At 71.0% G+C, this 25,055-nt stretch carries 22 protein-coding genes and 1 tRNA gene; 12 read left to right on the top strand and 11 right to left on the bottom strand.

Translation table 11 applies throughout. From position 1 onward, the window contains the following. Positions 1–2: 2 nt before the first annotated feature. From AB1285_RS08860 to AB1285_RS08850, 3 genes are all read left to right on the top strand, one after another. Positions 3–1,337 carry a hypothetical protein gene (locus AB1285_RS08860; RefSeq protein ID WP_187663788.1) on the top strand — a complete coding sequence of 445 codons (1,335 nt, stop codon included), beginning with the start codon at positions 3–5 and terminating at the stop codon, positions 1,335–1,337. A gap of 78 nt (positions 1,338–1,415) precedes the next feature. Further along, on the top strand, positions 1,416–3,749 hold the full coding sequence (locus AB1285_RS08855; protein WP_370428756.1) for an arylsulfatase: 2,334 nt from the start codon (positions 1,416–1,418) through the stop codon (positions 3,747–3,749). 34 nt (positions 3,750–3,783) lie between these two features. Next, the gene (locus tag AB1285_RS08850) at positions 3,784–4,677 is read left to right on the top strand and encodes a formylglycine-generating enzyme family protein (RefSeq protein WP_187663790.1); all 894 of its coding nucleotides are present in this window, start codon (positions 3,784–3,786) and stop codon (positions 4,675–4,677) included. Positions 4,678–4,696: 19 nt separating this feature from the next. Here the strand turns inward: AB1285_RS08850 and AB1285_RS08845 are convergent, their stop codons facing one another. Continuing rightward, on the bottom strand, positions 4,697–5,629 hold the full coding sequence (locus AB1285_RS08845; RefSeq protein ID WP_187663791.1) for an HAD family hydrolase: 933 nt from the start codon (positions 5,627–5,629) through the stop codon (positions 4,697–4,699). Positions 5,630–5,786: 157 nt separating this feature from the next. Between AB1285_RS08845 and AB1285_RS08840 the strand changes: the two genes are divergently transcribed. The 4 genes from AB1285_RS08840 to AB1285_RS08825 all read left to right on the top strand — a co-directional run bounded on the left by AB1285_RS08840 (position 5,787) and on the right by AB1285_RS08825 (position 10,792). After that, positions 5,787–5,996, top strand: a complete 210-nt coding sequence (locus AB1285_RS08840; RefSeq protein ID WP_370428776.1) for a heavy-metal-associated domain-containing protein — start codon at positions 5,787–5,789, stop codon at positions 5,994–5,996. Continuing rightward, a complete protein-coding gene (locus AB1285_RS08835; RefSeq protein ID WP_370428757.1) occupies positions 5,996–8,251 on the top strand; it encodes a heavy metal translocating P-type ATPase in 2,256 nt (751 codons plus the stop codon). Before AB1285_RS08840 ends, AB1285_RS08835 begins: the two co-directional genes overlap by 1 nt. 23 nt (positions 8,252–8,274) lie before the next feature. Then, positions 8,275–8,535, top strand: coding sequence for a YHS domain-containing protein (locus AB1285_RS08830; RefSeq protein WP_370428758.1), 261 nt, complete (start codon positions 8,275–8,277; stop codon positions 8,533–8,535). A gap of 67 nt (positions 8,536–8,602) precedes the next feature. Then, positions 8,603–10,792: a heavy metal translocating P-type ATPase gene (locus AB1285_RS08825; protein ID WP_370428759.1), complete on the top strand. Its 2,190-nt coding sequence runs from the start codon at positions 8,603–8,605 to the stop codon at positions 10,790–10,792. A 29-nt stretch (positions 10,793–10,821) separates the two neighbouring features. Here the strand turns inward: AB1285_RS08825 and AB1285_RS08820 are convergent, their stop codons facing one another. The 6 genes from AB1285_RS08820 to AB1285_RS08795 all read right to left on the bottom strand — a co-directional run bounded on the left by AB1285_RS08820 (position 10,822) and on the right by AB1285_RS08795 (position 15,157). Continuing rightward, complete coding sequence (locus tag AB1285_RS08820; protein WP_268776495.1) at positions 10,822–11,388, bottom strand: hypothetical protein; 567 nt, start codon at positions 11,386–11,388, stop codon at positions 10,822–10,824. Between the two features lie 2 nt (positions 11,389–11,390). Then, entirely contained in the window at positions 11,391–12,539 is a 1,149-nt protein-coding gene (locus AB1285_RS08815) for a zinc-dependent alcohol dehydrogenase (protein WP_280565918.1), read from the bottom strand. 100 nt (positions 12,540–12,639) lie between these two features. After that, positions 12,640–13,926 (bottom strand): Na+/H+ antiporter NhaA, encoded by a 1,287-nt coding sequence (gene nhaA, locus AB1285_RS08810; protein ID WP_363444464.1) that lies wholly within the window; start codon positions 13,924–13,926, stop codon positions 12,640–12,642. 61 nt (positions 13,927–13,987) lie between these two features. Further along, on the bottom strand, positions 13,988–14,161 hold the full coding sequence (locus AB1285_RS08805; protein WP_164498170.1) for a hypothetical protein: 174 nt from the start codon (positions 14,159–14,161) through the stop codon (positions 13,988–13,990). A gap of 97 nt (positions 14,162–14,258) precedes the next feature. After that, positions 14,259–14,331: transfer RNA gene (locus AB1285_RS08800), tRNA-Arg, on the bottom strand. 16 nt (positions 14,332–14,347) lie between these two features. After that, the gene (locus AB1285_RS08795) at positions 14,348–15,157 is read right to left on the bottom strand and encodes an SGNH/GDSL hydrolase family protein (protein ID WP_280565916.1); all 810 of its coding nucleotides are present in this window, start codon (positions 15,155–15,157) and stop codon (positions 14,348–14,350) included. 93 nt (positions 15,158–15,250) lie between these two features. Here AB1285_RS08795 and argS point away from each other — a divergent pair, with 93 nt between their 5' ends. Next, positions 15,251–16,915, top strand: coding sequence for an arginine--tRNA ligase (gene argS, locus AB1285_RS08790; RefSeq protein ID WP_366236550.1), 1,665 nt, complete (start codon positions 15,251–15,253; stop codon positions 16,913–16,915). Positions 16,916–16,922: 7 nt separating this feature from the next. Next, complete coding sequence (locus AB1285_RS08785) at positions 16,923–17,765, top strand: LmeA family phospholipid-binding protein (protein WP_366236551.1); 843 nt, start codon at positions 16,923–16,925, stop codon at positions 17,763–17,765. Between the two features lie 15 nt (positions 17,766–17,780). On the opposite strand, the gene AB1285_RS08780 is transcribed toward AB1285_RS08785, so the two are convergent. Genes AB1285_RS08780 through AB1285_RS08765 form a run of 4 tightly spaced genes read right to left on the bottom strand, consistent with a single transcriptional unit; the run spans position 17,781 to position 21,107 of the window. Beyond that, positions 17,781–18,515 (bottom strand): alpha/beta fold hydrolase, encoded by a 735-nt coding sequence (locus tag AB1285_RS08780; RefSeq protein ID WP_187663803.1) that lies wholly within the window; start codon positions 18,513–18,515, stop codon positions 17,781–17,783. 1 nt (position 18,516) lies between these two features. Continuing rightward, positions 18,517–19,098 (bottom strand): TetR/AcrR family transcriptional regulator, encoded by a 582-nt coding sequence (locus AB1285_RS08775; protein WP_370428760.1) that lies wholly within the window; start codon positions 19,096–19,098, stop codon positions 18,517–18,519. Beyond that, positions 19,091–19,981, bottom strand: a complete 891-nt coding sequence (locus tag AB1285_RS08770) for an alpha/beta fold hydrolase (protein WP_370428761.1) — start codon at positions 19,979–19,981, stop codon at positions 19,091–19,093. Before AB1285_RS08770 ends, AB1285_RS08775 begins: the two co-directional genes overlap by 8 nt. Positions 19,982–20,033: 52 nt before the next feature. After that, complete coding sequence (locus AB1285_RS08765; protein ID WP_292796638.1) at positions 20,034–21,107, bottom strand: YihY/virulence factor BrkB family protein; 1,074 nt, start codon at positions 21,105–21,107, stop codon at positions 20,034–20,036. Positions 21,108–21,253: 146 nt separating this feature from the next. Here AB1285_RS08765 and lysA point away from each other — a divergent pair, with 146 nt between their 5' ends. Genes lysA through thrB form a run of 3 tightly spaced genes read left to right on the top strand, consistent with a single transcriptional unit; the run spans position 21,254 to position 24,969 of the window. After that, positions 21,254–22,672: a diaminopimelate decarboxylase gene (lysA, locus tag AB1285_RS08760; protein WP_259954977.1), complete on the top strand. Its 1,419-nt coding sequence runs from the start codon at positions 21,254–21,256 to the stop codon at positions 22,670–22,672. Positions 22,673–22,693: 21 nt separating this feature from the next. Beyond that, the gene (locus AB1285_RS08755; RefSeq protein ID WP_370428762.1) at positions 22,694–23,998 is read left to right on the top strand and encodes a homoserine dehydrogenase; all 1,305 of its coding nucleotides are present in this window, start codon (positions 22,694–22,696) and stop codon (positions 23,996–23,998) included. 5 nt (positions 23,999–24,003) lie between these two features. Next, positions 24,004–24,969, top strand: coding sequence for a homoserine kinase (thrB, locus tag AB1285_RS08750; RefSeq protein ID WP_292796784.1), 966 nt, complete (start codon positions 24,004–24,006; stop codon positions 24,967–24,969). Positions 24,970–25,055 lie beyond the last annotated feature (86 nt).

Genomic DNA, 25,055 nt, shown 5'->3' with positions numbered 1-25,055 from the left:
CCATGAGCGAGATCGACGATCTGCGGGAACGATTGCGCGCGCTGGAGCAGGAGAACGAGGAGCTGCGTCGCCCTCGACGCCGGGTCTCGGCCCGGAGCATCATCGCCGGGATCGTGCTCGTCGTCGCAGTGCTCCTCGCACCGATCGCGGCGATGGGGACGTGGGCGCGGCTGCAGCTCGTCGATGCGGATCGGTTCGTCGCGACGTTCGCTCCACTGGCCCAGGACCCGGACGTCCAGGACTTCGTCGCCGATCAGGTGACGACCGCCATCGATGAGCAGGTCGACCTGGATGCGGTGGTCGGAGAGCTCTTCGATGGGCTGCGCGCCCTCGATCTGCCGCCCCGTGCCACAGCCGCCCTCGGGCTCCTGGAAGCACCGGCCGCGTCCGGGCTGTCGTCGCTGATCGACGGTGTCGTGCACGAGGTGGTGTCGTCGCCGCAGTTCGCCGACATCTGGGCCGAGTCGCTGCGCTTCACGCACGAGCGTGCCGTCGCGATCCTCCAGGACGACCCGGGCACCGCACTGCAGCTGAGCGACGACGGCGTGCTCTCGGTGGACGTGGGGGCGGTCGTGGAACGCGTCAAGGAGGCTCTCGCCGAGCGTGGGGCCGGCGTGGCCGACCTCATCCCCGTGATCGATCGCACCATCCCGGTGGTGCAGGCGGACGCCCTCGCGTTGGTGCGCACGGTCTACCAGATCGCGGTGGCCGCAGGGTTCTGGTTGCCCTGGGTCGTGCTCGGCCTCGTCGTGCTCGGCGTGCTGCTGGCGGTGGACCGGCCGCGGGCGCTGTTCTGGACGAGCGCGGGCTTCGCCGTCGTCTTCCTGCTCCTCGCCGCGGGGATGGGGATCGGACGCGGGTTCTTCGTCAGCGCCGTCAGTCCGTCCATCATGACGGCTGCGGCGGCCGAATCCCTCTTCGATCAGCTCACGGCGCTCCTCGGGTCCACCATCGTCGCCCTCGCTCTCGTCGGCGTGCTCATCGCGCTCTGGGCCTGGCTGGCCGGATCGAGCCGCAGCGCCTCGACGGTGCGCGGTGCGACCGAGAGCGGCTCCGGGGCGCTGCGCGAGGCGGCGGAGGCTCGGGGGATATCCACGGGACGATTCGGGCGGGCGGTCGACCGCTATCGGGGCGCGATCCTCATCACGGGGATGGCGATCGGTGTGCTCATCCTCGTGGCGACGCGCCCTGTGACCTTCGGTGCCGTCGTGGGCGTGGCGATCGGCGTCCTCGTGCTGACGGTCCTCGTGGAACTGCTGCGCCGCCCGGACTCCGCAGCGGATGAGACGGACGAGCCGGTCGAGGATGACGCCACTGAGATCACCCTTCCCGGGTGAGAACCGTTGTCCACACGGACGCCGGCTCGGAAGACTCGTGCCGAGGAGCGCGGACGCGCCCTGAACGAAGGAGAGACGATGTCGGAATTCAACGCAGACTTCTCGGGCGAGATCACGCTGGACGTCCGCGACTCCCGTCCCGACTGGTCGCCGTACGAGCTGCGGAAGGCGCCGGACGGAGCACCGAACGTCCTCGTCGTGCTCTACGACGACACCGGGCTCGCCTCCTGGTCGCCGTACGGCGGTCGCATCGCGATGCCGACCATGGATCGTCTGGCCGCCGGGGGCCTCACCTACACGCAGTGGCACACCACGGCGCTGTGCTCGCCGACGCGGTCCACCATGCTCACGGGGCGCAACCACCACGTCAATCGCGCCGGCGTGATCATGGAGGGCACCAACGGCTTCCCGGGCTTCGCGGGACGGCTCCCGGCGGAGTGCGCGACGATCGGGCAGGTGCTGCAGGAGAACGGCTACAGCACGTTCTGGCTCGGCAAAGACCACAACGTCCCGGAGGAGGACATCGCGCCGGGAGGCAGCCGCTCGATGTGGCCGCTGCAACTCGGGTTCGACCGGTTCTACGGCTTCCTCGGTGGCGAGACGAACAACTGGTACCCCGATCTCGTCGAGGACAACCACTTCATCGAGCAGCCGTACCGCCCGGAGGACGGGTATCACCTGTCGAAGGATCTCGCCGACCAGGCGCTCGCGATGATCCGGAACCAGCAGGCCTCGAACCCCTCAAAGCCCTGGTACATGTGGTTCTGTCCCGGCGCGAACCACGCTCCGCACCACGCGCCGCAGGAGTACATCGACAAGTACAAGGGGGCGTTCGACGACGGCTACGACGCCTATCGCGAGTGGGTGCTCGCCCGCATGATCGAGAAGGGCGTGCTGCCGGAGGGCACGCAGATGACGCCGTTCAACCCGTTGCCGGACGAGGCGGCGAACCCGGCCGACTACGTGCGCCCGTGGGCGGAGCTGAACGACGACGAACGGAGGCTGTTCGCGCGGATGGCCGAGGTCTTCGCCGGCTTCTCCGAGTACACGGATGCCCAGGTCGGTCGGATCGTGGACTACCTGGAGGAGACGGGGCAGCTGGACAACACGATCATCTTCTACTGCGCCGACAACGGCGCCTCGGGGGAGGGATCACCGGACGGCTCCGTGAACGAGAACAAGTTCTTCAACGGCTACCCCGACGATCTCGCCGAGAACCTCGCGATGATCGACACCCTCGGCTCCGCGGACACCTACAACCACTATCCGACCGGGTGGGCGGCCGCGTTCTCCACGCCGTTCCAGATGTTCAAGCGCTACTCCCAGTACTCCGGCGGCACCTGCGACCCGATGGTCGTGCACTGGCCGAAGGGGATCGCGGCGAAGGGGGAGCTGCGCCACCAGTACCACCACTCGGTGGACGTCGTGGCGACAGTGCTCGACGTCATCGGCATCGAGATGCCGGAGTCCTACCGTGGGGTGCCGCAGAGACCGCTCGACGGCGTCTCGATGAAGTCGTCCTTCGACGCGGCGCCGGACGGTCCGACGCAGAAGACGGTGCAGTACTACTCGATGCTCGGCACGAGGGGCATCTGGAAGGACGGCTGGAAGGCCGCCGCCGTACACGCGCCGCTGAGCGGCAAGGGCCACTTCGACGACGACGTGTGGGAGCTGTATCACGTGGCGGAGGACCGTTCCGAGTCGAACGACCTCGCCGCGACCCACCCGGAGAAGCTGCAGGAGCTCATCACCGCATGGTTCGCCGAGGCGGAGGCGAACTTCGCCCTTCCGCTCGATGACCGCTCCGCCCGCGAGATCCTGACGGTCCCGCGGCCCCAGGCCGAGTCGCCCCGGGATCGCTATGTGTACTTCCCCGGCACCGCGGCGGTACCGGAGAGCGTCGCGGTGAACGTCCGAGGGCGCTCCTACAAGATCATCGCCGACGTCGTGCTCGACGAGGGTGCCGAGGGCGTGCTCTTCGCGCACGGCTCGCGCTTCGGCGGGCACTCCCTGTTCCTCAAGGGCAACAGGCTCGTCTACGTGTACAACTTCCTCGGCATCCCGCCGGAGCAGTCGTTCACCTCGGACGAGCTCACCCCCGGCCCGCATACCCTCGGCGTGGAGTTCGTCCGCGAGGGGGCGGGGGAGCACGGCGAGTCCGTCGGCACGACCACGCTGTACGTCGACGATCGTGCGGTGGCGTCAGGTCCGATGCGGGCGCAGGTCGGGAAGTTCACGCTCTGCGGCGACGGACTCTGCGTCGGGTGGGACAGCGCCGACCCGGTGAGCGCGCAGTACCGCAACCCGTTCCCGTTCACCGGCGGCAAGCTCCTGGGCGTGGCGGTGGACGTGAGCACGGAGCAGTATCTCGATATGGAACTCGAGGCAGCGGCGATGCTGTCGCGCGAGTGATCGACCGGAGCGGGCCGAGGCCTAGCATGAGGGCATGACGGCGATGATCGAGGTCCCCGGCGGCACGCTCCTCATGGGGTCGGACGAGTTCTACCCGGAGGAGGGGCCCGTCCACGAGCGGCGCGTGGAGCCGTTCACGCTGGACGAGCATCCCGTGACCAATCGCCAGTACGCGGCCTTCATCGAGGACACCGGCTACGTCACGATCGCCGAGCGGCCGATGGACCCTGCCGACTACCCAGGCGTGCACCCGGACGACCTCGTCCCCGGGGCCATGGTCTTCACGCCGACACGCGGTCCCGTCGACCTTCGCGACTGGCGTCAGTGGTGGCGGTGGGAGCCCGGGGCGTCCTGGCGGCACCCCTTCGGGCCGACCTCGTCGATCGATGACCGTCTCGATCATCCGGTCGTGCAGGTCGCGTACCCCGATGCCGTCGCCTACGCCGCGTGGGCCGGCAGGCGCCTGCCCACCGAGGCGGAGTGGGAATGGGCGGCGCGCGGTGGCCTCGTCGGTGCCCGCTTCGCCTGGGGGGAGGACACGAAGCTGGACGGCACCCTCATGGCGGATACCTGGCAGGGTGCCTTCCCGTACCGGAACGATGGCGCCGACGGGTGGATCGGCACCGCTCCGGTGGCCTCGTTCCCCGCCAACGGCTACGGCCTGCACGACATGATCGGCAACGTGTGGGAATGGACGGCGGACTACTGGACGCACCGACATGTACCGCCGGGAGCCGTGGGCGTCGAGGCGGGACATCGCGCGAGCCTGCTGTCCTCCGAGCCCGGGTCGCCCATCCCGCGCCGCGTGCTCAAGGGCGGCTCGCACCTCTGCGCTCCGGAGTACTGCCTCCGCTACCGCCCTGCGGCGCGATCGGCGCAGGCAGAGGACACCGCCATGACCCACATCGGCTTCCGCTGCGCCCTCTGACCGCCCGGCACTGCCGGACTCAGGCCGGGTCGGGGAACACGGACGCCCAGTCGTCCTTGACGCTGACCACGGTGTAGCCGCGGTCGTCGGCTGCGCGCAGGGCCTTCTCGGCTCCCGTGTCGTAGGGGGTGTCGTCGCGGCCCGCGTCGTCGTGATGGATCAGCAGCGCGAGTCCGCGGCGTGGGCCGCCGTGCGCGAAGTCGAGCATGGGCATGTCCCCGTTGGAGTTGCCGGCGGCGAGCAGCGGACGCCGACCGATCCGGCTCCAGATCCGCACCGGTTTCTCCGGACCGTCGTCGAAGAACGCCAGGGCGGACGAGTAGCGGACGCTGGCATCCTTCTCGTCGTAGGTGAGCCCGAGCGCCGAGCCGATCACGCGCTCAGGAGGGACGCCGTAGTTCGCCTGGGTCATCGGCCGCATGAAGTCGCGCTCGCCGCCGGAGACGATGTAGCAGGTGAAGCCATGGGCTTCGAGGTAGCGCAGCAGCTCCACCATCGGCGTGTACACGGAATCCGCGTACGGGCGACCGAGGATCGGGTGCTGCGCGGAGCGGTAGAACTCCGTGACCGAACGGGCGTAGTCCTCCACGCTGACACCGTCGGTCAGCCCCAGGAGCGCCTGGATGATGACGCCGAGGTCGGAGTCGTCGCCGGCGTAGTGCTTGTCGATCGCGGTGCCGAGCCAGGCGAGGTCACCGGTCACCGCCGCGCGGTACGGCTGGTTTTCGGCGAGGGACGGGTCGCGGGTGGCCGCCTCGCGCCAGCGCTCGACCACGTAGTGCAGCTGGGTGGGCATGGGCTTCTCCGACCACAGTGTGCCGTCGTTGTCGAACACGGCGATCCGTTCTTCGACGGGGACGGTCTCCGGGCCTGTGGTCGCGGCGGCGACGAACGCCTCGATGGCGCGGCGCGTGGTGGTGTCCCGCCAGGATGACAGGGGAGTGGAGTCCATGACCGCGATCCTCCCAGGCGCGGCGTCGGATGCCGAGCGTCCCTCACCCGGAGCGGACGAGTCCCGTTGCCGCCCGGGCGTGCGGGAATACCCGCGGAGGGTATAAGGTTGTGCCGAAGGAGTACCCCAGGGGGGTATCCCGAGGAAAGGAAACATGATGAGCACGAGCGAGTATCAGGTCGCCGGAATGACGTGCGGCCACTGCGAGATGGCGATCCGCGACGAGGTGTCGCGCATCCCCGGTGTCGAGGGTATCGATGTCAGCGCGCAGAGCGGGAGACTCGTGGTGCGCAGCTCCGCCCCCGTCGACGACACGGCCGTGCTGGCCGCCGTGGACGAGGCGGGCTACCAGGCGGTCCGGTCCTGATGGACACCCCATCCGCGACCAGCGTGGAGCTGGAGATCGGCGGCATGACCTGCGCGTCGTGCGCGATGCGGATCGAGAAGAAGCTCAATCGTCTCGACGGCGTCACCGCCACCGTGAACTACGCGACCGAGAAGGCGAGCGTCACGGTGCCGGCGGGCGTCGACACCGCCCTGCTCATCGCCGAGGTCGAGAAGACCGGCTACACCGCCGTCGTCCCTGCGCCTCCCGCGCCGGAGGGTGCGCAGCCCGACGGAGAGCAGCCGGATCCGGAGCTCACCGCGCTGCGGCAGCGGCTGATCGCCGCCGTCGTGCTCACCGTCCCGGTCATCGCGATGGCGATGATCCCGGCGCTCCAGTTCACGTACTGGCAGTGGCTGTCGCTCGCGCTCGCGGGACCTGTGATCGTGTGGGCGGCCTGGCCGTTCCACAAGGCGGCCTGGATCAACCTCCGGCACGGAGCGGCCACGATGGACACGCTCATCTCGATGGGCACGCTCGCCGCGCTGCTGTGGTCGCTGTACGCGCTCTTCTTCGGCACCGCCGGGGTGCCAGGTATGACGCACCCGTTCGAGCTGACCGTGGCGCCCAGCGACGGTGCTGCCAACATCTACCTCGAGGTCGGAGCCGGGGTGACCACGTTCATCCTCGCCGGGCGCTACTTCGAGAAGCGCTCGAAGCGGCAGGCCGGTGCGGCGCTCCGCGCGCTGCTGGAACTCGGCGCGAAGGAGGTCGCCGTGCTCCGCGACGGCGTCGAGACGCGGATCCCGACGAGCGAGCTGCGGGTCGGGGACCAGTTCGTCGTGCGTCCAGGGGAGAAGATCGCCACCGACGGTGTCGTGGTCGGCGGCACGTCCGCGGTCGACGCCTCCATGCTCACCGGTGAGTCGGTGCCCGTGGAGGTCGGCGCGGGCGATGCCGTCACCGGAGCCACCGTGAACGCCGGCGGACGGCTGGTGGTCCGTGCGACCCGGGTCGGCGCCGACACCCAGCTCGCGCAGATGGCGCGGCTGGTGGAGGACGCGCAGACCGGGAAGGCCGAGGTCCAGAGGCTCGCGGACAAGGTCTCCGGGATCTTCGTGCCGATCGTGATCGTCATCGCCCTCGGCACGCTGGTGGCCTGGTTGGCGGCCGGATTCCCTGCGTCCGCCGCGTTCACCGCCGCGGTCGCGGTGCTCATCATCGCCTGCCCCTGCGCGCTGGGTCTGGCCACGCCGACCGCCCTGCTCGTCGGCACCGGTCGCGGCGCCCAGATGGGCATCCTCATCAAGGGCCCCGAGGTGCTGGAGTCGACCAGGAAGGTCGACACGATCGTGCTCGACAAGACGGGGACGGTCACCTCCGGTCGCATGACGCTGACCGCGGTGCACACCGACGACGGGGCGGAGCGCGAGGAGCTGCTGCGGCTGGCCGGCGCCCTCGAAGACGCCTCCGAGCACCCGATCGCTCAGGCTGTGGCGGCCGCGGCCACCCGCGAACTCGGCGCCCTGCCGGCCGTCGAGGAGTTCGGGAACATCGAGGGCAAGGGTGTCCAGGGCATCGTGGACGGTCACGCCGTCGTCGTGGGACGCACCTCGCTGCTCGCCGACTGGTCGCAGCACCTGTCCGCAGGGCTGAGCGCGGCCACGGCCGAGGCGGAGGCTCAGGGCACGACCGCGATCGCGGTGGGCTGGGATGGCCGGGCCCGCGGAGTGCTCGTCGTCGCCGATACGGTCAAGGCCACGAGTGCGGAGGCGGTGGCGCAGCTCCGCGCACTGGGGCTGACCCCCGTCCTGCTCACCGGTGACAACCGCGCGGTGGCGGAGCAGATCGCACGCGGGGTCGGGATCACCGAGGTGATCGCCGAGGTGCTGCCCCAGGGCAAGGTCGACGTCGTGCGCCGGCTTCAGGACGAGGGCAAGGTCGTCGCGATGGTCGGGGACGGCGTGAACGACGCGGCGGCCCTCGCGCAGGCGGACCTCGGGATGGCGATGGGGACCGGAACCGACGCGGCGATCGAGGCGAGCGACATCACCCTCGTCCGCGGCGACCTCCGCAGTGCCGCCGACGCGATCCGCCTGTCCCGCCGCACGCTCGGCACGATCAAGGGCAACCTGTTCTGGGCCTTCGCCTACAACGTCGCGGCGATCCCGCTCGCGGCGCTCGGCCTGCTCAACCCCATGCTCGCCGGTGCGGCGATGGCGTTCTCCAGCGTCTTCGTCGTCGGCAACAGCCTCCGCCTGCGGTCCTTCCGCAGCAGGGCGGTGGACACCCCGTGAACGAACGACAGAGGAGCACCGACATGTCCGATTCCCCCGCAGGATCCTGCTGCAGCGTCCCGCGCCAGAGCGGCGTCTCCGCCGACGGGCGCACCGACCTGCTCGCCGTGCCGGCCGAGGGCATGGCCGAATGCCCGGTGATGGCCGGAACACCCGTGGTGATCGCGACCGCTGAGGCCGCGGGCCTGTACCGCGGCCACGAGGGCACGCGCTACTACTTCTGCTGCGCGGGCTGCGGGCCGGCGTTCGACGCCGATCCCGCGAAGTACACCAGGGCGGCCTGAGCCCCCATCCGTGCGGGGCCGCGACAGAATCGGCCCCGCACGGCATCATCGACGTTGGAGGGAAGACATGAGCACCTCGCACCACGACCATTCCGCGCACGGCCACCCCGCGGCAGCCGGGACCGGGACGCAGACGAGCCACTCCGGACACGCGGACCACACCGCGCACGGAGACCACACGGACCACGCAGGACACACCGGGCACACCGGGCACGAGGGACACGAGGGACACGAGGGACACGGAGGTCACGGGGGCCATGGCGGTCATGGCGGTCATGGCGACCACGTCGCCCAGTTCCGGCGGCTGTTCTGGATCATGCTCGTCCTCGCGGTCCCCACCGTGCTGCTCTCGGGCATGTTCGCGATGATCCTCGGCTACCCGCTCCCCGACATCCCGGGCCTGGCATGGGTGTCGCCGGTCCTCGGCACCGTCATGTACGTGTGGGGAGGGAAGCCGTTCCTCACCGGCGCCGTCAGCGAGATCCGTGCGCGCAAGCCCGGGATGATGCTGCTCATCGGTCTCGCGATCACCGTGGCGTTCGTCGCCTCGTGGGGAGCGAGCCTCGGCCTCCTGCACCACGAGCTCGACTTCTGGTGGGAGCTCGCCCTGCTGATCGTCATCATGCTGCTGGGGCACTGGATCGAGATGCGGTCGCTCGCGCAGACCACCTCCGCCCTCGACTCGCTGGCCGCCCTCCTGCCGGACGAGGCGGAGCGCGTCGAGGGCGATCAGGTCGTGCGCGTCTCTCCTTCGGACCTCCGCGTGGGAGACGTCGTGGTGGTGCGCCCCGGCGGCAGCATCCCCGCGGACGGTCGCATCGTCGACGGCCGCGCCTCGATGGACGAGTCCATGGTGACGGGGGAGTCCCGTACGGTCACCCGTGCGACCGGCGACCCCGTGACCGCGGGCACCGTCGCCACCGACTCCGGGCTGCGCGTGGAGATCACCGCGACCGGCGACGACACGACGCTCGCGGGGATCCAGCGGCTCGTCACGGAAGCGCAGAACTCCTCGTCTCGCGCGCAGCGCCTCGCCGACACGGCCGCGGGTTGGCTGTTCTGGTTCGCGTTGGGCGCCGCCGTGATCACCGCCGTCGTGTGGAGCGCCGTCGGTCTGCCGGATGACGCCGTGATCCGCACGATCACCGTCCTCGTGATCGCCTGCCCGCACGCACTGGGGCTGGCCATCCCGCTCGTCGTGTCGATCGCGACCGAGCGTGCGGCGCGCGGCGGCGTCCTCGTGAAGGACCGGCTCGCCCTGGAGAGCATGCGCACCGTCGACACCGTGCTGTTCGACAAGACCGGCACCCTGACCAAGGGCGAGCCCGTCGTGTCCGAGGTGTCGGTGGCCGGCGCGGAGACCGCGGACGAGGTGCTGGCGCTCGCCGCGGCCGCCGAGGCCGACAGCGAGCATCCGCTGGCGAAGGCCATCGTGCGCGCTGCGCGCGACAAGGAGCTCCCGGTGCCGGCCAGCCGCGACTTCTCGTCTTCTCCCGCGGTCGGTGTGACCGCGACGGTGGACGGAGCCGTGATCCGGGTCGGCGGCCCGCATCTGCTCACGGAGGAGGACGCCCAGGAGCTCCCCGTCGCGGAGGGCTGGCGTGCAGACGGTGCGATCATCCTGCACGTGCTGCGGGACGGCCAGGTCGTCGGGGCGCTCAAGCTCGCGGACGAGGTGCGTCCGGAGTCGCGGGACGCGGTCGATGCGTTGCATGCGCTCGGCGTCCAGGTCGTGATGATCACCGGTGACGCGGAGGCCGTCGCGCACACCGTCGCGGCGGACCTCGGCATCGATCGCGTGTTCGCCGGCGTCCGGCCGGAGGACAAGGCGGCGAAGGTGCAGGAGTTGCAGCGCGAGGGCCGCAAGGTCGCGATGGTGGGAGACGGCGTGAACGATGCGCCCGCCCTCGCCCAGGCCGACGTGGGTCTCGCGATCGGCGCAGGGACCGACGTGGCGATCGCGTCCGCGGGGGTCATCCTCGCGGGCGACGACCCCCGCGCCGTGCTGTCGGTCATCGAGCTGTCCCGTGCCTCCTACCGGAAGATGAAGCAGAACCTCTGGTGGGCGGCGGGGTACAACCTGCTCTCCGTGCCGCTCGCCGCGGGGGTGCTCGCGCCGATCGGCTTCGTGCTGCCGATGTCCGTGGGTGCGGTGCTGATGTCGCTGTCGACGATCGTGGTGGCCCTCAACGCGCAGCTGCTGCGGCGGCTCGACCTCCGTCCGGAGGTCGTCACCGCCGAGATCCTGCAGCGCTGAGCCTCACACGCCGCCGTCTCGGTCCCGGCTCAGTGCCGGCGGCCGAGGCGGCGGAGAGCGCGGACGCCCAGGACCGCCGTCAGCACCCAGGGCCCGACGACGATGATCGGGTCGAGCCACGTGTGCCGGAGATCGATGCGGCCTCGTCCGAACCGTGATGCGAGCGGACGGTGACGGGGCTCCGCGAGGACGCCGGTCTGGGTGATCGGATCGTCCGGTCGCCGGGTCACCAGGGAGCGGGCGTGCGCCGTCACGGCGTCCACACGGTCTCCCAGGACGAGCAGCAGCCAGCGGGTGTTCTTCGTCTCGCTGAACCGATCGTAGGCCACGCGCCGGATGGCTCCGGACACGCCGTGCAGCGGCTGCGCGGTGCCCCAGACCGGGGGCAGCATGCCGTGTTCGATCGAGCGCTCGCGGCCGCGGTCGGGGCCCTGACGCTCCGGGAGGTCCCAATGGGCGCCCGTGTCGCCGACATCGTCCACCTGCTGCCAGGTGCGGCGGTGCTCGGGGGCGAGGTCGGCGCCCCAGCCCGGGATCCGGGCGCGCAGCTCGTCGGGGGTCGGCGCGGGGACGGGTCGAGATCCTTCGTACGGCATGGTCATTCCTCTCCGACGACGATGAGCGGCTTGATGCAGTCGTCGAGCTTGGACGAGAACACGTGGTAGGCCTCGGCGATGTGCTCCAGGGGGAAGCGATGGGTGAGCAGCTCGGACGGGCGGATGTGCCCCGCCTGGATGTGTTCGAGCAGTCGCGGCCACTGCCTCTTCACGGGAGCCTGATTGCCGCGCACAGTGAGTCCCTTGTTGACGATGTCCCCGAGACGGACGGAGGTGACCAGCGGCCCGTAAGCCCCGAGGATCGAGACCGTCCCTCCCTTGCGCGCGCTGTCGATGGCCCAGTTCAGGGCGACGGGGGAGCCGCCCTGCAGCTTCAGTTTCGCGCCGGTCACGTGCTGGACGACGCTGCCGTCCGCCTCCGCGCCGACCGCGTCGATCACCACGTCGGCGCCGAGGTAGCCGGTCGCCTTCTTCAGGGCGAGGACGATGTCACCGACCTCGTGGAGGTGCATCGTCTCGGCGAAGGCGAACTGCCTGGCCTTCTCGAGCCGGTAGTCGAGATGGTCGACGACGATGACGCGTCCCGCGCCGAGGAACCAGGCCGAGCGCGCGGCGGCGAGGCCGACGGGACCGGCGCCGAACACGACCACCGTGTCCCCTTCGGTGATGTCACCCTGCTGAGCACCGAAGTAGCCCGTGGAGAACGCGTCGGTGAGCAGCAGCGCATCCTCCGAGGCGAGCCACTCCGGGATCACCGACGGGCCGACATCGGCGAACGGCACACGGACGCGCTCGGCCTGCCCGCCGTCGTACCCGCCTGTCGTGTGCGAGTAGCCGTAGATCCCGCCGACGGCGGTCGCGTTCGGGTTCACGTTGTGGCAGTTCGAGAAGAGGCCGCGGCGGCAGAAGTAGCACGACCCGCAGTAGATGTTGAAGGGCACCATCACCCGGTCGCCAGGGCGCAGCGTCTCCACCGAGGAGCCCACCTCCTCCACCACCCCGACGATCTCGTGACCGAAGGTGTGCCCGATGCGGGTGTCGGGCATCATGCCGTGGAAGAGGTGGAGATCCGATCCGCAGACGGCAGCCCTCGTGACCCGCACGATGGCGTCGTTCGGATGCTGGATCGTCGGATCGGGTTTCTCCTCGACCCGGATCTTGTACGGTCCGCGGTAGGTCATCGCCTTCATCGGGTGCTCCTTCGCTGCGTCGGGGTGACCGACGCTAAGCACCGCCTCGAGGATCACTCAGGGCGTTGACGAACGGCGCAGGAGAGCGTAGAGCGGGTGCTCACCTCTCGGGGAGGGCTCCGGTCTCCGCACGCGCACGACGGCTGCGGGCCGCGAGCACCAGGCCACCGAGGACAGCGGCGAGGAGCGAGCCGACGAGGACGCCGATCTTCACGTGATCGTCCGCGACGCTGCTGCTGCCGTACGCGAGTTCTCCCACCAGCAGCGAGACCGTGAACCCGATGCCCGCGAGCAGGGACATGCCCGCGAGATCCGGCCAGCGCAGCGACTCATCGAGGCGCAGGGTCGGCACTCGGCTCAACAGGAAGGTCGTGAGCAGGATGCCGATGGGCTTCCCGAGCACGAGCCCCACGATGATCCCGATCGTGATCGGATCGGTCAGCGCCGAGACGAGGCCGTCCATGCCGCCGATCTCGACCCCGGCCGCGAAGAACGCGAACACCGGCACGGCGACGAGGGTCGCGACGATGCCCCAGCGGTCGGCGAAGTGCGCGGCGAGCCCGTCGTACACCGGGGCACCGTCGCCGTCCGTTCCGGTGCGCACCCGCGCGCGGTCCGTCGGGCGCACCGGCACCATGAAGCCGAGCAGCACGCCGGCGACCGTCGCGTGCACCCCCGAGGCGTGCACGAATGCCCACACGGCGAGAGCGAGGGGGAGCAGGATCCACCAGGATCGGATGCCGTTCTGCACGGCGAGCGCGAAGCCTGCGAGGGGGAGGAGCGCGAGGATCAGCCAGGGGAAGCTGATGGTCTCGGTGTAGAAGGTGGCGATGATCGTGATGGCGATCAGGTCGTCGATGATCGCGAGGGTCAGCAGGAACACCCGCAGGGCCGGCGGGAGGAAGCGGCCGACCACGGCGAGCACGGCGATCGCGAACGCGATGTCCGTGGCCGTGGGGATCGCCCACCCGCGCAGCACGTCGGCGCCCGAGGCCGCGTTGATCGCGACGAACAGCAGGGCAGGGACGACCACGCCGCCGACCGCGGCGGCGATCGGAAGCGCGGCACGGCGCGGATCGCGCAGGCGCCCGGCCACGAACTCCTCCTTCAGTTCCAGACCGACGACGAAGAAGAACACCGCGAGGAGGCCGTCGGCGGCCCAGGCACCGACACTGAGCTCGAGGTGCCACTCCGGGATACCGAAGCGGAAGTCCCTGATCGCCTCGTACCACGGGGCGGCGGGGGAGTTGGCGAGGATCAGGGCGGCGAGCGTGGCGGTCAGCAGCAGACCGCCGCCGAGCACGTCGCTGCGGGCGGTGGAGCGGATGCCGCGCCAGAGCTCATGCGGCGCGAGACGGAAACGGGCAGGGGACGGCGAAGAAGACACAGGGATACCTCACGGCAGATGGATGGGTGACGCGATGTCGCCGCACCCGTCCGGGTGCGGCCTATCCCTGTGGCGGCGGGCAGCCCGCGATCTCGCCGTGCGAGAGGGTGCCCCAGACGCTCGTCCACCCGTTCGTGCCGGGGTGCAGGACCACGCGCATCCACTCCGTCATCGGCGTCGCGGACGACAGACGGCGCGGAGCGCGCGTCGAACCGGCGATGAGGAGGGAGGGCACGGATCCAGGCTACCGGTCCGTGCGTCGGGGCTGCTGACGGGACCCTGGGCGCACGAGAAGAGGGACCGTCCGTCTGGACGATCCCTCTTGCTGTACGTGCCCCCGACAGGAGTCGAACCTGCGACCTACGGTACCGGAAACCGGCGCTCTATCCACTGAGCTACGGAGGCGTACCGATCGACAATATCACTCGTCGGGGGTGGTCTCCGACCCACCGGCCTCCGTGACCGGCGCGGCGCGCAGTTCGTCGAGCGCTGCGGCCAGCTTCTCCGCGAGGTAGCGGTGGCCATCGGTGGACGGATGCTTGCGCCCGACCTCCACGTCGATGACGGCGAGATAGTTCTCGTCGGTGATCCAGTCCCGCTCGATCGGGGAGATGTACCACCAGCCGCGGGCCGAGGCGAGAGCCGCGAGGTCCCGATCGATCCGTGCCGTCTGCGCCCCGACCGGGAGCTCGTGCGGCGCGGGCCCGAGCACGACGATCGCCGCCTCCGGGTAGCGCGCCGTCAGCGCGTCCCATGCGGCGGTCACGGCGTCGCGATAGCCGGCCTCGCCCTGCGCCCGGTCGTTGATGGAGCCTTGGATGATGACGAGATCCGGGTCGAGGGTCGGGTCCAGTGCCGCGATGCGCTCGCCGAAGGTGGGGCCGTCGATGCCGGGCTTGAGGTAGCCGCTGCCCCGGACGCCGTCCACGATGGTCGTGCCGCGCAGGAGGTCGGCGAGCACGTACGCATACCCCAGGGTGGGGTCGGAGGCGGCCGAGCCGTAGGTCCAGGAATCACCGAAGACGAGGACGGTCGGCTCCTCCGGGAGCGCGAGCGGCGCGGGAGCGATCACCGCGATGGACTCGTCTCCGGCTGCCGCGCCGACGGGGAGGGACGACGGCGCCGGAACCCAGGGGCGCCAGACTCCGAGGACCCCCGCGGCGACGGCGACGAGAAGAGCGGTGGCGACGCCCGCGATGCGCAGTCGACGAGAGGCGGCGGGGGCGTTCATGGCACGAGAGTAGATCACGGAACGCGGAACGCAAACTCTTCGCGACGAGGGGCGGCGGAGAGGGGTGGCGCGCCCCCGTAAACTGGGGAGTCTATGAATCCTGAAACGCTCGCCCACGCCCTCCTCGCCGTCCTCGCCCCCATCGCCGAGGAACGACGTCCGGGCGAGCCGTTCGACCTCTCCGCCGCCGACATCGTGCTGGAGCGCCCGCGCAACCGCGACCACGGCGACTGGGCCTCGAACATCGCCATGCGCCTGGCCAAGCCCTTCGGCACGAACCCGCGTGAGCTCGCCCAGCAGATCGCCGACGGACTGGTCGATGTGGACGGCATCGCGAGCGTGGAGGTCGCCGGTCCGGGCTTCCTCAACATCCGTCTCGACGCCGCCGCCGCCGGTGCGCTCGCGAAGGTCATCGTCGACGCCGGTCCCGCCTACGGGACGAACTCCTCGCAGGAGGGCGTCAGCGTGAACGTCGAGTTCGTCTCGGCCAACCCCACCGGTCCTCTCCACATCGCGCACACGCGCTGGGCCGCCCTCGGCGACGCGATCGTGCGCCTGCTCCTCGCGAGCGGTGCCCGCGCGGTGCGTGAGTACTACATCAACGACGCGGGCGTGCAGATGGACCGCTTCGCCGCGTCCGTGCTGGCCGCGGCCAAGGGGGAGCCCACGCCGGAGGGCGGCTACCCGGGGCAGTACATCGCGACGCTCGCCGGTCGCGTGCTCGACGCGCGTCCCGACCTGCTCGATCTCCCGGAGGAGGAGCAGCTCACGGTCGCCCGCGAGCTCGGCTACGAGTACCAGCTCGCGGAGATCAAGAACTCGCTCGAGCGCTTCAACGTGCCGTTCGACGTGTGGTTCTCCGAGCGCACCCTCCACGCGAAGGACGCCTCGGGGTCGAGCCTGATCGACCAGGCCGTCGACCGTCTGCGCGAGCAGGGGCACGTGTTCGACGAGGACGGCGCCGTCTGGGTGCGCACGACGGACTTCGGCGATGACAAGGACCGTGTGATCCGCCGCTCGAACGGCGAGTACACGTACTTCGCCGCCGACGCCGCCTACTACCTGAACAAGGGCGACCGCGGCTTCCGCGACAAGATCTACCTTCTGGGCGCCGACCACCACGGCTACGTGCACCGTCTCAAGGCGGTCGCGGGGGCGGCGGGGGACGACCCCGCGAAGAACATCCAGGTGCTGATCGGCCAGATGGTCTCGATCAACGGCGCCCGCCTCAGCAAGCGTGCCGGCAACATCATCGAGATGGACGACCTGCTCGACTGGCTCGGCACGGACGCGCTGCGCTACTCGCTGGAGCGCTCGCCCGCCGACTCGCCGCTCGACCTCGACCCGGAGCTGCTGCAGAAGCGCACGAACGACAACCCGGTGTTCTACGTGCAGTACGCACACGCCCGTACCCACAACGTCGCGCGCAATGCCGCCGACTCCGGCGTCGACCGCTCCGTCTTCGCCCCGGAGACGCTCACGCACGAGACCGAGGCGGCGCTGCTGGGCGCGCTCCAGGAGTTCCCCCGCATCGTGGCGTTCGCGGCCGAGGTGCGGGAGCCGCACCGCGTCGCGCGCTATCTGGAGGAGCTCGCCGGCCTGTACCACCGCTGGTACGACAACTGCCGGGTGATCCCGCTGAGCGAGGCCCCGGTGGAGGACGTGCACCGCACGCGCCTGTGGCTGAACGATGCCGCCGGCCAGGTCTTCCGCAACGGACTCGACCTGCTCGGCGTGTCCGCGCCCGAGCGCATGTAGGAGCGCCATGAGCGACGACAACCACACCCTCCCGTATCCGAAGCCCTCGGACGAGCACCCGACGCTCGTGGTCCCGGACGCGGCGGACGGTCGGGGCGGCGCCGCACGTCGTCGCCGGCGGTGGCCGTGGGTCGTGCTCATCGTCGTGGTCGTGCTCGCCGCCCTCGTGGTCGCGGCCGAGTTCGTCGCCCGTGCGGTGCTGCCCGGTGTCGTCCGATCGATCGTCATCGAGCAGCTCGACCTCCCTGCCGACCAGCAGCTGGACGTCGAGACCGAGGGGATCCTCCTCCCACAGCTCCTCGCCGGTCGTCTCGACACCCTGCGCCTGTCGACGGAGGCCGTCACGCTGCAGGGCATCACCGGTGCCGCCGACGTCACGGCGACGGGCGTTCCGCTGCGGGGCGGCGACCTCGACGGCGCGGACGGCACCATCCGCATCGACCAGGAGCAGTTCACCGCTCTGCTCGCCGACTCGGAACTCCCTGTCGACACCGTGGAGTTCGTGGCGCCGAACGCGACCCTCGGCGGCTCGTTCGACGTGCTCGGCACCGCGGTGCCGGTATCCGTGACCCTGACCCCCGGGGCTGTCGAGGGCGACCTCGAACTCACTCCGGTGGCGGCGAGCATCGGCGGCGTCGACATCGATCTCGATCGTGTGGGCTCGTCCCTCGGATCCCTCGGCGAGGGGATCACCGAACCGCGGCGCGTCTGCATCGCGGACCAGCTGCCGGCCGGCCTCACCCTGACGGGAATCGAGATCGTCGAGGACCAGGCCGTGATCGACATCGACGTGGACGGGGCGATCGTCACGGACGAGACGCTCCAGGAGAAGGGGACCTGCGACCGCTGAGCGGTCACGCACCGGTCAGGTGGCCAGGCGCTCCTCCAGACGCGCGGCGAGCTCCGCCGGCCGTTGCAGGGGGATGCCGTGTCCGCACCCCTCGGCGACCTCGAGGGTGCTGCGGGGATGCACCCGGTCCAGCAGCGCGGCGGAGCGGCGCATCATCGGCTTCTCCTCCGCACCGACCAGGATCAGGGCGGTGCCGGGATGCGCGCGCCACGCGGGCGGAGGCGTGAAACGGAGGTTCTCCTCTACCGCGCGCAGCAGGGTCGTGCGCGAGATGGCCGCGGAGGTCTCCAGATAGCGGGGGAGCAGCGCGTCGGGAATGAACAGCTCGCGGGCCTGAAGGCGGGCGAAGCGCTCGTTCCTGGCGAGCCCTGCCGTGAGGCGGAGCAGCGCGAGGGTCGGGCCGACGGCGCGCAGCGGTTCCGCCTGAGCGCTGATGACCACGGCGTCGGCGACGAGGTCCGGTCGTCGTGCCGCGAGCAGGACGGCGAGCTGGGCGCCGAGGGAGAACCCGACGACGGTCGCCGGTTGCGTCTCCTGCTCCAGCAGCGGGACGAGCGCCGCGACCGTCTCCTCGTGCGACACGTAGTCCGCTGTCGCGCTGCCACCGTGTCCCGGAAGATCCGGGAGGATGACCCGCCGTGCGGGGTCGAGGTGACTGCGCAGCGGCTCCCACATCCAGCCGGCGACCCCGCCCCCGTGCAGCAGGAGGAGGGGAGGGGTTCCTGCGGAGCCTGTCGTCTCGTGATGCATGTCACTCCGTCTCGAAGCTCGCGGCCATGCGGCCGACCGTGTCGATGGCGCTCTCCAGCGTCGCGCGATCGAGGGGCCCCAGGGTGCGGGCCGCGGAGAGCAGGCCGAGCGTGGCACCGGACAACGCGAGAGCCAGGGCCTCGGGCTCCACGTCCGGCACGATCCGGCCCTGCTCCTGCAGCTCACGGATCCCGGCGACGACCTGTTCGTGACGCCTCCGGTACCGGGCGGGTGGCTGCGCGGCGACGTGCGCACCGAGCATTCCCGCGTCGTCGAGGAACGCGGCCGTCATGAGCTCGTCGCCGAGCAGGGCAGCAGCTGTGGCGCGGTAGAGGGCACTGAGCGAGGGCTGCGGTCCTGCGGTACGGGCGACCGCATCGGCGATCCGAGACGTGCCGCGCTGGAGCAGCGCGTCGAGGATGTCGCGCTTCGCCGCGAACTCCAGGTAGACCGCGCCCTTGCCGATGCCGGCCGCGCGTGCGATCGCGGCGACGCTCATGGCATCGAACCCGTCGGTCAGCACCATCCGCTCCGCGGCATCGAGGATGCGGGCGCGCCGGTCGGGCACGAGCGGCCTAGGCATCGGAGCCTCGGGCGAACCAGTCCCGGAGGGCGGGGATCACGAGGTCGGGGCGGTCGCGTTGCACCCAGTGTCCGGCTCCCGGTGCCACCAGGAGCCGGCCGGCCGGCAGCGCGTCCGCCGCCTCCTCGATCCTCCGAAGAGGCACGCCGGAATCCCGGTCGCCGTGCACGAGCAGGACGGGGACCCGGATCTCGGCGAGCCGGTCGCGGTAGTCGGTGCGGAGTCGCAGCGGTCGCACCTGATCCCGCTGCCAGTCGCCGAACGTCGTGAGACCCGATCCTGTCGCTGCCTCGGCGAGCACCGCATCGACGAGAGCCGGGTTGCGGGCGTCCGGGGAGTGCACGAGATCCTGGAGGCCGCGCATCATCGCCTTCCGGTCGCGCGCGTAGGCGCGTGTCATGGCGCCGAGCAGCCCCGAACGCAGGAGCAGGAATGTCGACAGGTGCGAGAGGGCACCGAGGCGTCCGTCCGTCAGCTGTGGCATCAGCCCGTAGCTGCCGAGGAGGGCGGCGGAGAGCGCAGCGTCCGGGCGGTCGAGGAGGTGGCCCAACGCCAACCCGGCACCCAGGGAGAGTCCGCCGACGACGTAGGCCTGCAGGTCGAGGGCATCGACGAGGTCGCCGACGTACTGCACCAGGCGCTCCTGCGTCAGCGGCGCTTCGAGGCGCGGACTGCGTCCGAACCCGGGGTGGTCCGGTGCCACGACGCGGTGTCCGGCGGCCGCCAACGCCGGTCCGACCTCGCCCCAGGAGAGTTCTGCACTGTCGGCGCCGCCGCCGTGCAGAAGGAGCACGGGCGGCTGCGTCTCCGCCGCGGGGCACCATTCCGCGACCGACACCCGCGCGCCGGGAACGGTCACGGTGTGCCGTCGTGGTGCGGACATGCGCCCCCTCTCGTTGTGACCACCATATCGATTGCGGTCACAACGAGGAAGGTCACTTTTTCTCGGCGGTGCCGTTCTCCTCGGCCGCCGCGCGCTGGGCGTCGCGCAGCTCGGCCGTGGCGATCTTGACGTCCACCTCGGCGCGCTGCAGCCGCCGCTGGACGAACGTGCGTGCGCCGAACCGCTCGTGCAGGCGGTCACCGCGCTCCTCCTCGGCCGTGACGATGTAGGCGCACGAGACGAGGATGACCTGGGTGGACAGCTGGAGCCAGATCAGCAGCGCGAGGAGCGAGGCGAACGAGGCGAGCAGGGGGTTGCTCGTCGCACCGCCGACGAAGAGCCCGGAGAGCTGCTGCAGCACGATCAGGCCGAAGGCGCCGAGGAAGGCGCCGCTCCACAACGACCGCGCAGCGGGTCGGACGCCGGACAGCAGGAGGAAGGCGCCCACGATCAGGGCCGCGTCGAGGATGAACACCACGAGGAGCGACAGGATCCGGACCGTCCAGGCGAGCAGAGGGGAATCCGACGGCACCCCGAGCAGGTCGCCGATCCAGGTCACCCCGAGCTGTCCGATGAAGGTGATCCCGGCGGCGAGCACGAACGCGAGGCCGATGCCGATGCCGAGAAGCAGGTTGCGGACGATGACCCAGATCCACAGGATGTCCGCCTGGATCGTGCCGGCGATGGTCCGGATGGCCGTGCGGAGCGAGCCGATGGCGCCGAGCGCGGCACCGACCAGCGCGACGAGGGAGATGATGCCGGCGATCGAGAACGACGCCGGAGTCCGGAGGTCCTTCGTATCGATGACACCGCCCTCGCCGATGAGCCCGGGGACCGCGGACTGCACGGCGTCGATGATCGCGCGCCAGGCCTCCGGGTTTCCGGAGAGCCAGAGGGCCGCGAGGGAGAAGCCGAGGAGCACGCCGGCGAAGACGCTGAACAGGGCCCGGTAGGTCACGCTGTCGGCGAGCATCGGACCGCGGCGCTCGGAGTACAGCAGCACCGCCCTGACCGGGCGCCGGGCCAGGGCCCAAGCGATCACCGGTCCCGTGATGCGGGCGACGAGTCCCGGTCGGGCCGGGGCTGCGGAACGGTTCTCGGAGTCTCGCGTGTCGGTGTCTGCCACGCCCCCACCCTATGAGCCGCTCGGCACCCCTCCCCAGGGGGTTGACGCGGCGTGTCACCATGACCAGGCGGGGACAGGGGGTGCCCTAGAATCGGGGCAACTCGATGTGCGCCTCCGCCCGAGATCCGTCCCACGATTGGTGTTCCGTGCTCGACTCTGCCGCCACGCTCGCTCCGGATTGGCTCGTCGTCCCCGACGACCCGAACGATCTCGCGGTCGGGGTCTGGCCGTCCTCCACGGAGCGCGACGAGGACGGAGCCCTCGTGCTGGCGGGTGTGACGGCGCCGGAGCTCGTCCGGGCCTACGGCACGCCGCTCCTCGTGCTCGACGAAGACGAGGTGCGCCGCCGCGCCAGGGCCTTCCGCGACGCTTTCGACCGCGCCGCCTCCGCCCACGGCACGACCGCGCAGGTGTACTACGCGGGCAAGGCGTTCCTGTGCACGACGGTCGCCCGGTGGGTCGTCGACGAGGGGCTCCGCATCGACGTGTGCACCGGCGGCGAGCTCGAAGTCGCCCTCGCCGCGGGGGTCGCTCCGGCCTCGCTCGGCTTCCACGGCAACAACAAGTCGGTCGCCGAGCTCGAGCGCGCGGTCGCCCTCGGCGTGGGGACGATCGTCGTCGACAGCGCGATCGAGATCGAGCGCCTGGCCGCCATCACCGCCCGCACCGACGCCGTGCAGCGCGTCATGGTCCGGGTCATCAGCGGCGTCCACGCCGAGACCCACGACTTCCTCGCCACGGCGCACGAGGACCAGAAGTTCGGCTTCCCGCTCGCCGAGGCGGAGGTCGCCGTGGCACGGATCCGCGAGATCCCCGGGCTGGAGTTCGCCGGACTGCACTGCCACATCGGCTCCCAGATCTTCGGCGTGGCCGGCTTCCGCGAGTCCGCCTCCCGCGTGCTCGAACTGCACGCCGCCCTCCTCGAGGACGGCCCCGTGCCGCAGCTGAACCTCGGCGGCGGGTTCGGCATCGCCTACACCCGCATCGACGACCCCACCCCCATCGACGAGCTCGCCGGCGGCATCGTCGCGGCGGTGGCCGAGGGCTGCGCGGCGCGCGGCATCCCCGTGCCGGCGCTGTCGTTCGAGCCCGGGCGCGCGATCGTCGGCACCGCGGGCGTGACGCTCTACGAGGTCGGCACGACGAAGGACGTCACGGTCGCCTCGGGGGCGACCCGGCGTTACGTCAGCGTCGACGGCGGGATGAGTGACAACGCCCGCACGGCCCTCTACGGCGCCAGCTACTCCGCCCGCCTGGCCTCGCGCGCGGGAACGGGCGACCCGCAGTTGAGCCGGGTGGTCGGCAAGCACTGCGAGTCCGGCGACATCGTCGTCGATCACGAATATCTGCCCGGCGACGTCACCCCGGGGGACCTGCTCGCGGTGCCCGCGACGGGCGCGTACTGCGCCTCTCTCGCGAGCAACTACAACCACGTCCCGCGGCCGCCGATCGTGGCGGTGCGCGAGGGCCGCTCGCGGGTGATCGTCCGCGGAGAGACCGTCCACGACCTGCTGGCCCGCGACGCGGGCATCGACGGGGCGCACGCCCCCGAGGGAGCACGATGACCCACCCCAGAAGGAGCACCCATGACTGACTACAGACGACTTCGCGTGGCGCTGCTGGGCGCCGGAGCCGTCGGCTCCCAGGTGGCGGCCCTCCTGCTCCGCCACGGCGACGAGCTGGCCGACCGCGCGGGTGCCGCGCTGGAGCTGGCGGGCATCGCGGTGCGCAACCTCGACGCGCCCCGCGACGTCGAGCTGCCGAAGGAGCTCTTCACGACCGATGCCGAGTCGCTCATCCTCGGCGCCGACATCGTGATCGAGCTGATCGGCGGGATCGAGCCCGCCCGCACCAACATCCTCCAGGCCGTCGGCTCCGGCGCCGACGTGGTCACCGCCAACAAGGCGCTGCTGGCGACCCACGGGCCGGAGCTGTTCGAGGCCGCGGATCGCGTCGGCGCATCGGTGTACTACGAGGCGGCGGCCGCCGGCGCCATCCCGATCATCCGTCCGCTGCGCGACTCGCTCGCCGGCGACCGCGTCGTGCGCATCATGGGCATCGTCAACGGCACCACGAACTACATCCTCGACCGGATGGACACCGAGGGCGCCGACTTCGCCGACGTGCTCGCCGACGCGCAGCGCCTGGGGTATGCGGAGGCCGACCCCACCGCCGACGTGGAGGGCTACGACGCCGCGCAGAAGGCCGCGATCCTCGCCAGCCTCGCTTTCCACACCGCGGTGCCGCTGGAGGCGGTGCATCGCGAGGGCATCACCTCGATCACCGCGTCGATGATCGAGGAGGCCCGCGCGGCCGGCTTCGTCATCAAGCTGCTCGCCGTCTGCGAGCGGATCGAGGCGAACGGCGCCGAGTCCATCTCGGTGCGGGTCTACCCGGCACTCGTCCCCGTGTCCCACCCGCTCGCCTCCGTGCACGGTGCCAACAACGCCGTCTTCGTCGAGGCGGAGGCCGCCGGCTCTCTCATGTTCTACGGGGCGGGCGCCGGCGGCGTGCAGACGGCCTCGGCCGTCCTCGGCGACGTCGTCTCCGCTGCGCGTCGGCATATCGCGGGCGGCGTCGGCGTGGGCGAGTCCACCCGGGCGAATCTCCCCGTCGTGCCCATCGGCCACGTCACCACGCGGTACCAGATCACCCTCGAGGTCTCCGACGCCCCCGGCGTGCTCGCGACCGTGGCGGGCATCCTCAGCGACGGCGGAGTGTCCGTCGCGACCGTCGTCCAGACCGTCGAGGGTGAGGACGAGCCGACCGCTCGCCTCATCATCGGCACGCACCGTGCGACCGAGCAGGCCCTCAGCGACACGGTGGACGTGCTGGGCGACAGCGACGTCGTCGCCCGTGTGGTGTCCGTCCTCCGGGTGGAAGGCGAGTGACCACGGTGACGGCTACGGCTCCCGCTCCCGAGGAGCACGGCGCCCGCATCGGCCGCACGGTCGAGGTGACGGTGCCGGCGACGAGCGCCAACCTCGGCCCCGGCTTCGACACGCTCGGCCTGGCGCTGAGCATCTACGACCGTCTCGAGGTGACCGCTCTGCCGGAGGGGGAGCTCGAGATCGAGGTCTCCGGTTCGGGCGCCGCCGACATCCCCCGGGATGCGTCCAACCTCATCGTCCGGACGATCGCCTACGTCTTCGCGGACGTCGGCAGGCCGATGCCCGGCCTGCGCATCGTGGCCGAGAACGCGGTCCCGCACGGCCGCGGCCTGGGGTCCTCCGGTGCGGCCGTCGCTGCCGGCGTGCTCGCGGCGAAGGGGCTGCTGGCCGGCGACGTCGACCTCTCCGACACCGATCTGCTGCGCCTCGCGACCGAGCTCGAGGGCCACCCGGACAACGTGGCGCCCGCGCTGTTCGGCGGGCTCACGATCGCGTGGATGGGGGAGCGGGGTCCGCAGCACAAGAAGCTCCTCGTGCATCGGGGCGTCTCGCCCCTGGTCCTCGTCCCCGCGTACACGATGTCGACCTCGCAGGCCCGCTCGCTGCAGCCGCCGCACGTCTCCACGGCCGACGCCGTGTTCAACGTGTCCCGGTCGGCTCTGCTCATCGCGGCGCTGATGCAGAGCCCGGAGCTGCTGCTGGACGCGACCGCCGACCGCCTGCACCAGGACTACCGCGCCGGCGCCATGCCCGAGACGCAGCGCCTCGTGCAGGCGCTGCGGGCCGCCGGATTCGCCGCCGTCGTCTCCGGCGCCGGCCCCAGTGTGCTCGTCCTCGCGGACGGTCCGGGCAGTCGCCTGGACGCCGTCGAGGTGGCCAATCGGGTGACCGACACCCCGTGGGAGGCGCTCCTGCTCGCCGTCGACGTCCGTGGTGGTACAGTGGGGGATCGAGCGGAGGGCTCCACGTAGCATTCGTGAATCTGGCCCCATTGCATCTCTTGCAAGACCCGCACGCAAACCCCTGAGGCCCAAGTGCCGAGGCTGGCTGACGCCGA

Source organism: Microbacterium sp. NRRL B-14842 (assembly GCF_050470785.1).
Note: the sequence above shows the minus strand (reverse complement) of the source record. Positions and strands in the feature narration are given on the sequence as shown.

Excerpts from the sequence above, each read along its gene's own strand:
- AB1285_RS08860 (WP_187663788.1), top strand. The coding sequence starts at position 3 with ATGAGCGAGATCGACGATCTGCGGGAACGATTGCGCGCGCTGGAGCAG.
- AB1285_RS08855 (WP_370428756.1), top strand. The coding sequence starts at position 1,416 with ATGTCGGAATTCAACGCAGACTTCTCGGGCGAGATCACGCTGGACGTC.
- AB1285_RS08850 (WP_187663790.1), top strand. The coding sequence starts at position 3,784 with ATGACGGCGATGATCGAGGTCCCCGGCGGCACGCTCCTCATGGGGTCG.
- AB1285_RS08845 (WP_187663791.1), bottom strand. The coding sequence starts at position 5,629 with ATGGACTCCACTCCCCTGTCATCCTGGCGGGACACCACCACGCGCCGC.
- AB1285_RS08840 (WP_370428776.1), top strand. The coding sequence starts at position 5,787 with ATGAGCACGAGCGAGTATCAGGTCGCCGGAATGACGTGCGGCCACTGC.
- AB1285_RS08835 (WP_370428757.1), top strand. The coding sequence starts at position 5,996 with ATGGACACCCCATCCGCGACCAGCGTGGAGCTGGAGATCGGCGGCATG.
- AB1285_RS08830 (WP_370428758.1), top strand. The coding sequence starts at position 8,275 with ATGTCCGATTCCCCCGCAGGATCCTGCTGCAGCGTCCCGCGCCAGAGC.
- AB1285_RS08825 (WP_370428759.1), top strand. The coding sequence starts at position 8,603 with ATGAGCACCTCGCACCACGACCATTCCGCGCACGGCCACCCCGCGGCA.
- AB1285_RS08820 (WP_268776495.1), bottom strand. The coding sequence starts at position 11,388 with ATGCCGTACGAAGGATCTCGACCCGTCCCCGCGCCGACCCCCGACGAG.
- AB1285_RS08815 (WP_280565918.1), bottom strand. The coding sequence starts at position 12,539 with ATGAAGGCGATGACCTACCGCGGACCGTACAAGATCCGGGTCGAGGAG.
- AB1285_RS08795 (WP_280565916.1), bottom strand. The coding sequence starts at position 15,157 with ATGAACGCCCCCGCCGCCTCTCGTCGACTGCGCATCGCGGGCGTCGCC.
- argS (WP_366236550.1), top strand. The coding sequence starts at position 15,251 with ATGAATCCTGAAACGCTCGCCCACGCCCTCCTCGCCGTCCTCGCCCCC.
- AB1285_RS08785 (WP_366236551.1), top strand. The coding sequence starts at position 16,923 with ATGAGCGACGACAACCACACCCTCCCGTATCCGAAGCCCTCGGACGAG.
- AB1285_RS08780 (WP_187663803.1), bottom strand. The coding sequence starts at position 18,515 with ATGCATCACGAGACGACAGGCTCCGCAGGAACCCCTCCCCTCCTCCTG.
- AB1285_RS08775 (WP_370428760.1), bottom strand. The coding sequence starts at position 19,098 with ATGCCTAGGCCGCTCGTGCCCGACCGGCGCGCCCGCATCCTCGATGCC.
- AB1285_RS08770 (WP_370428761.1), bottom strand. The coding sequence starts at position 19,981 with ATGTCCGCACCACGACGGCACACCGTGACCGTTCCCGGCGCGCGGGTG.
- AB1285_RS08755 (WP_370428762.1), top strand. The coding sequence starts at position 22,694 with ATGACTGACTACAGACGACTTCGCGTGGCGCTGCTGGGCGCCGGAGCC.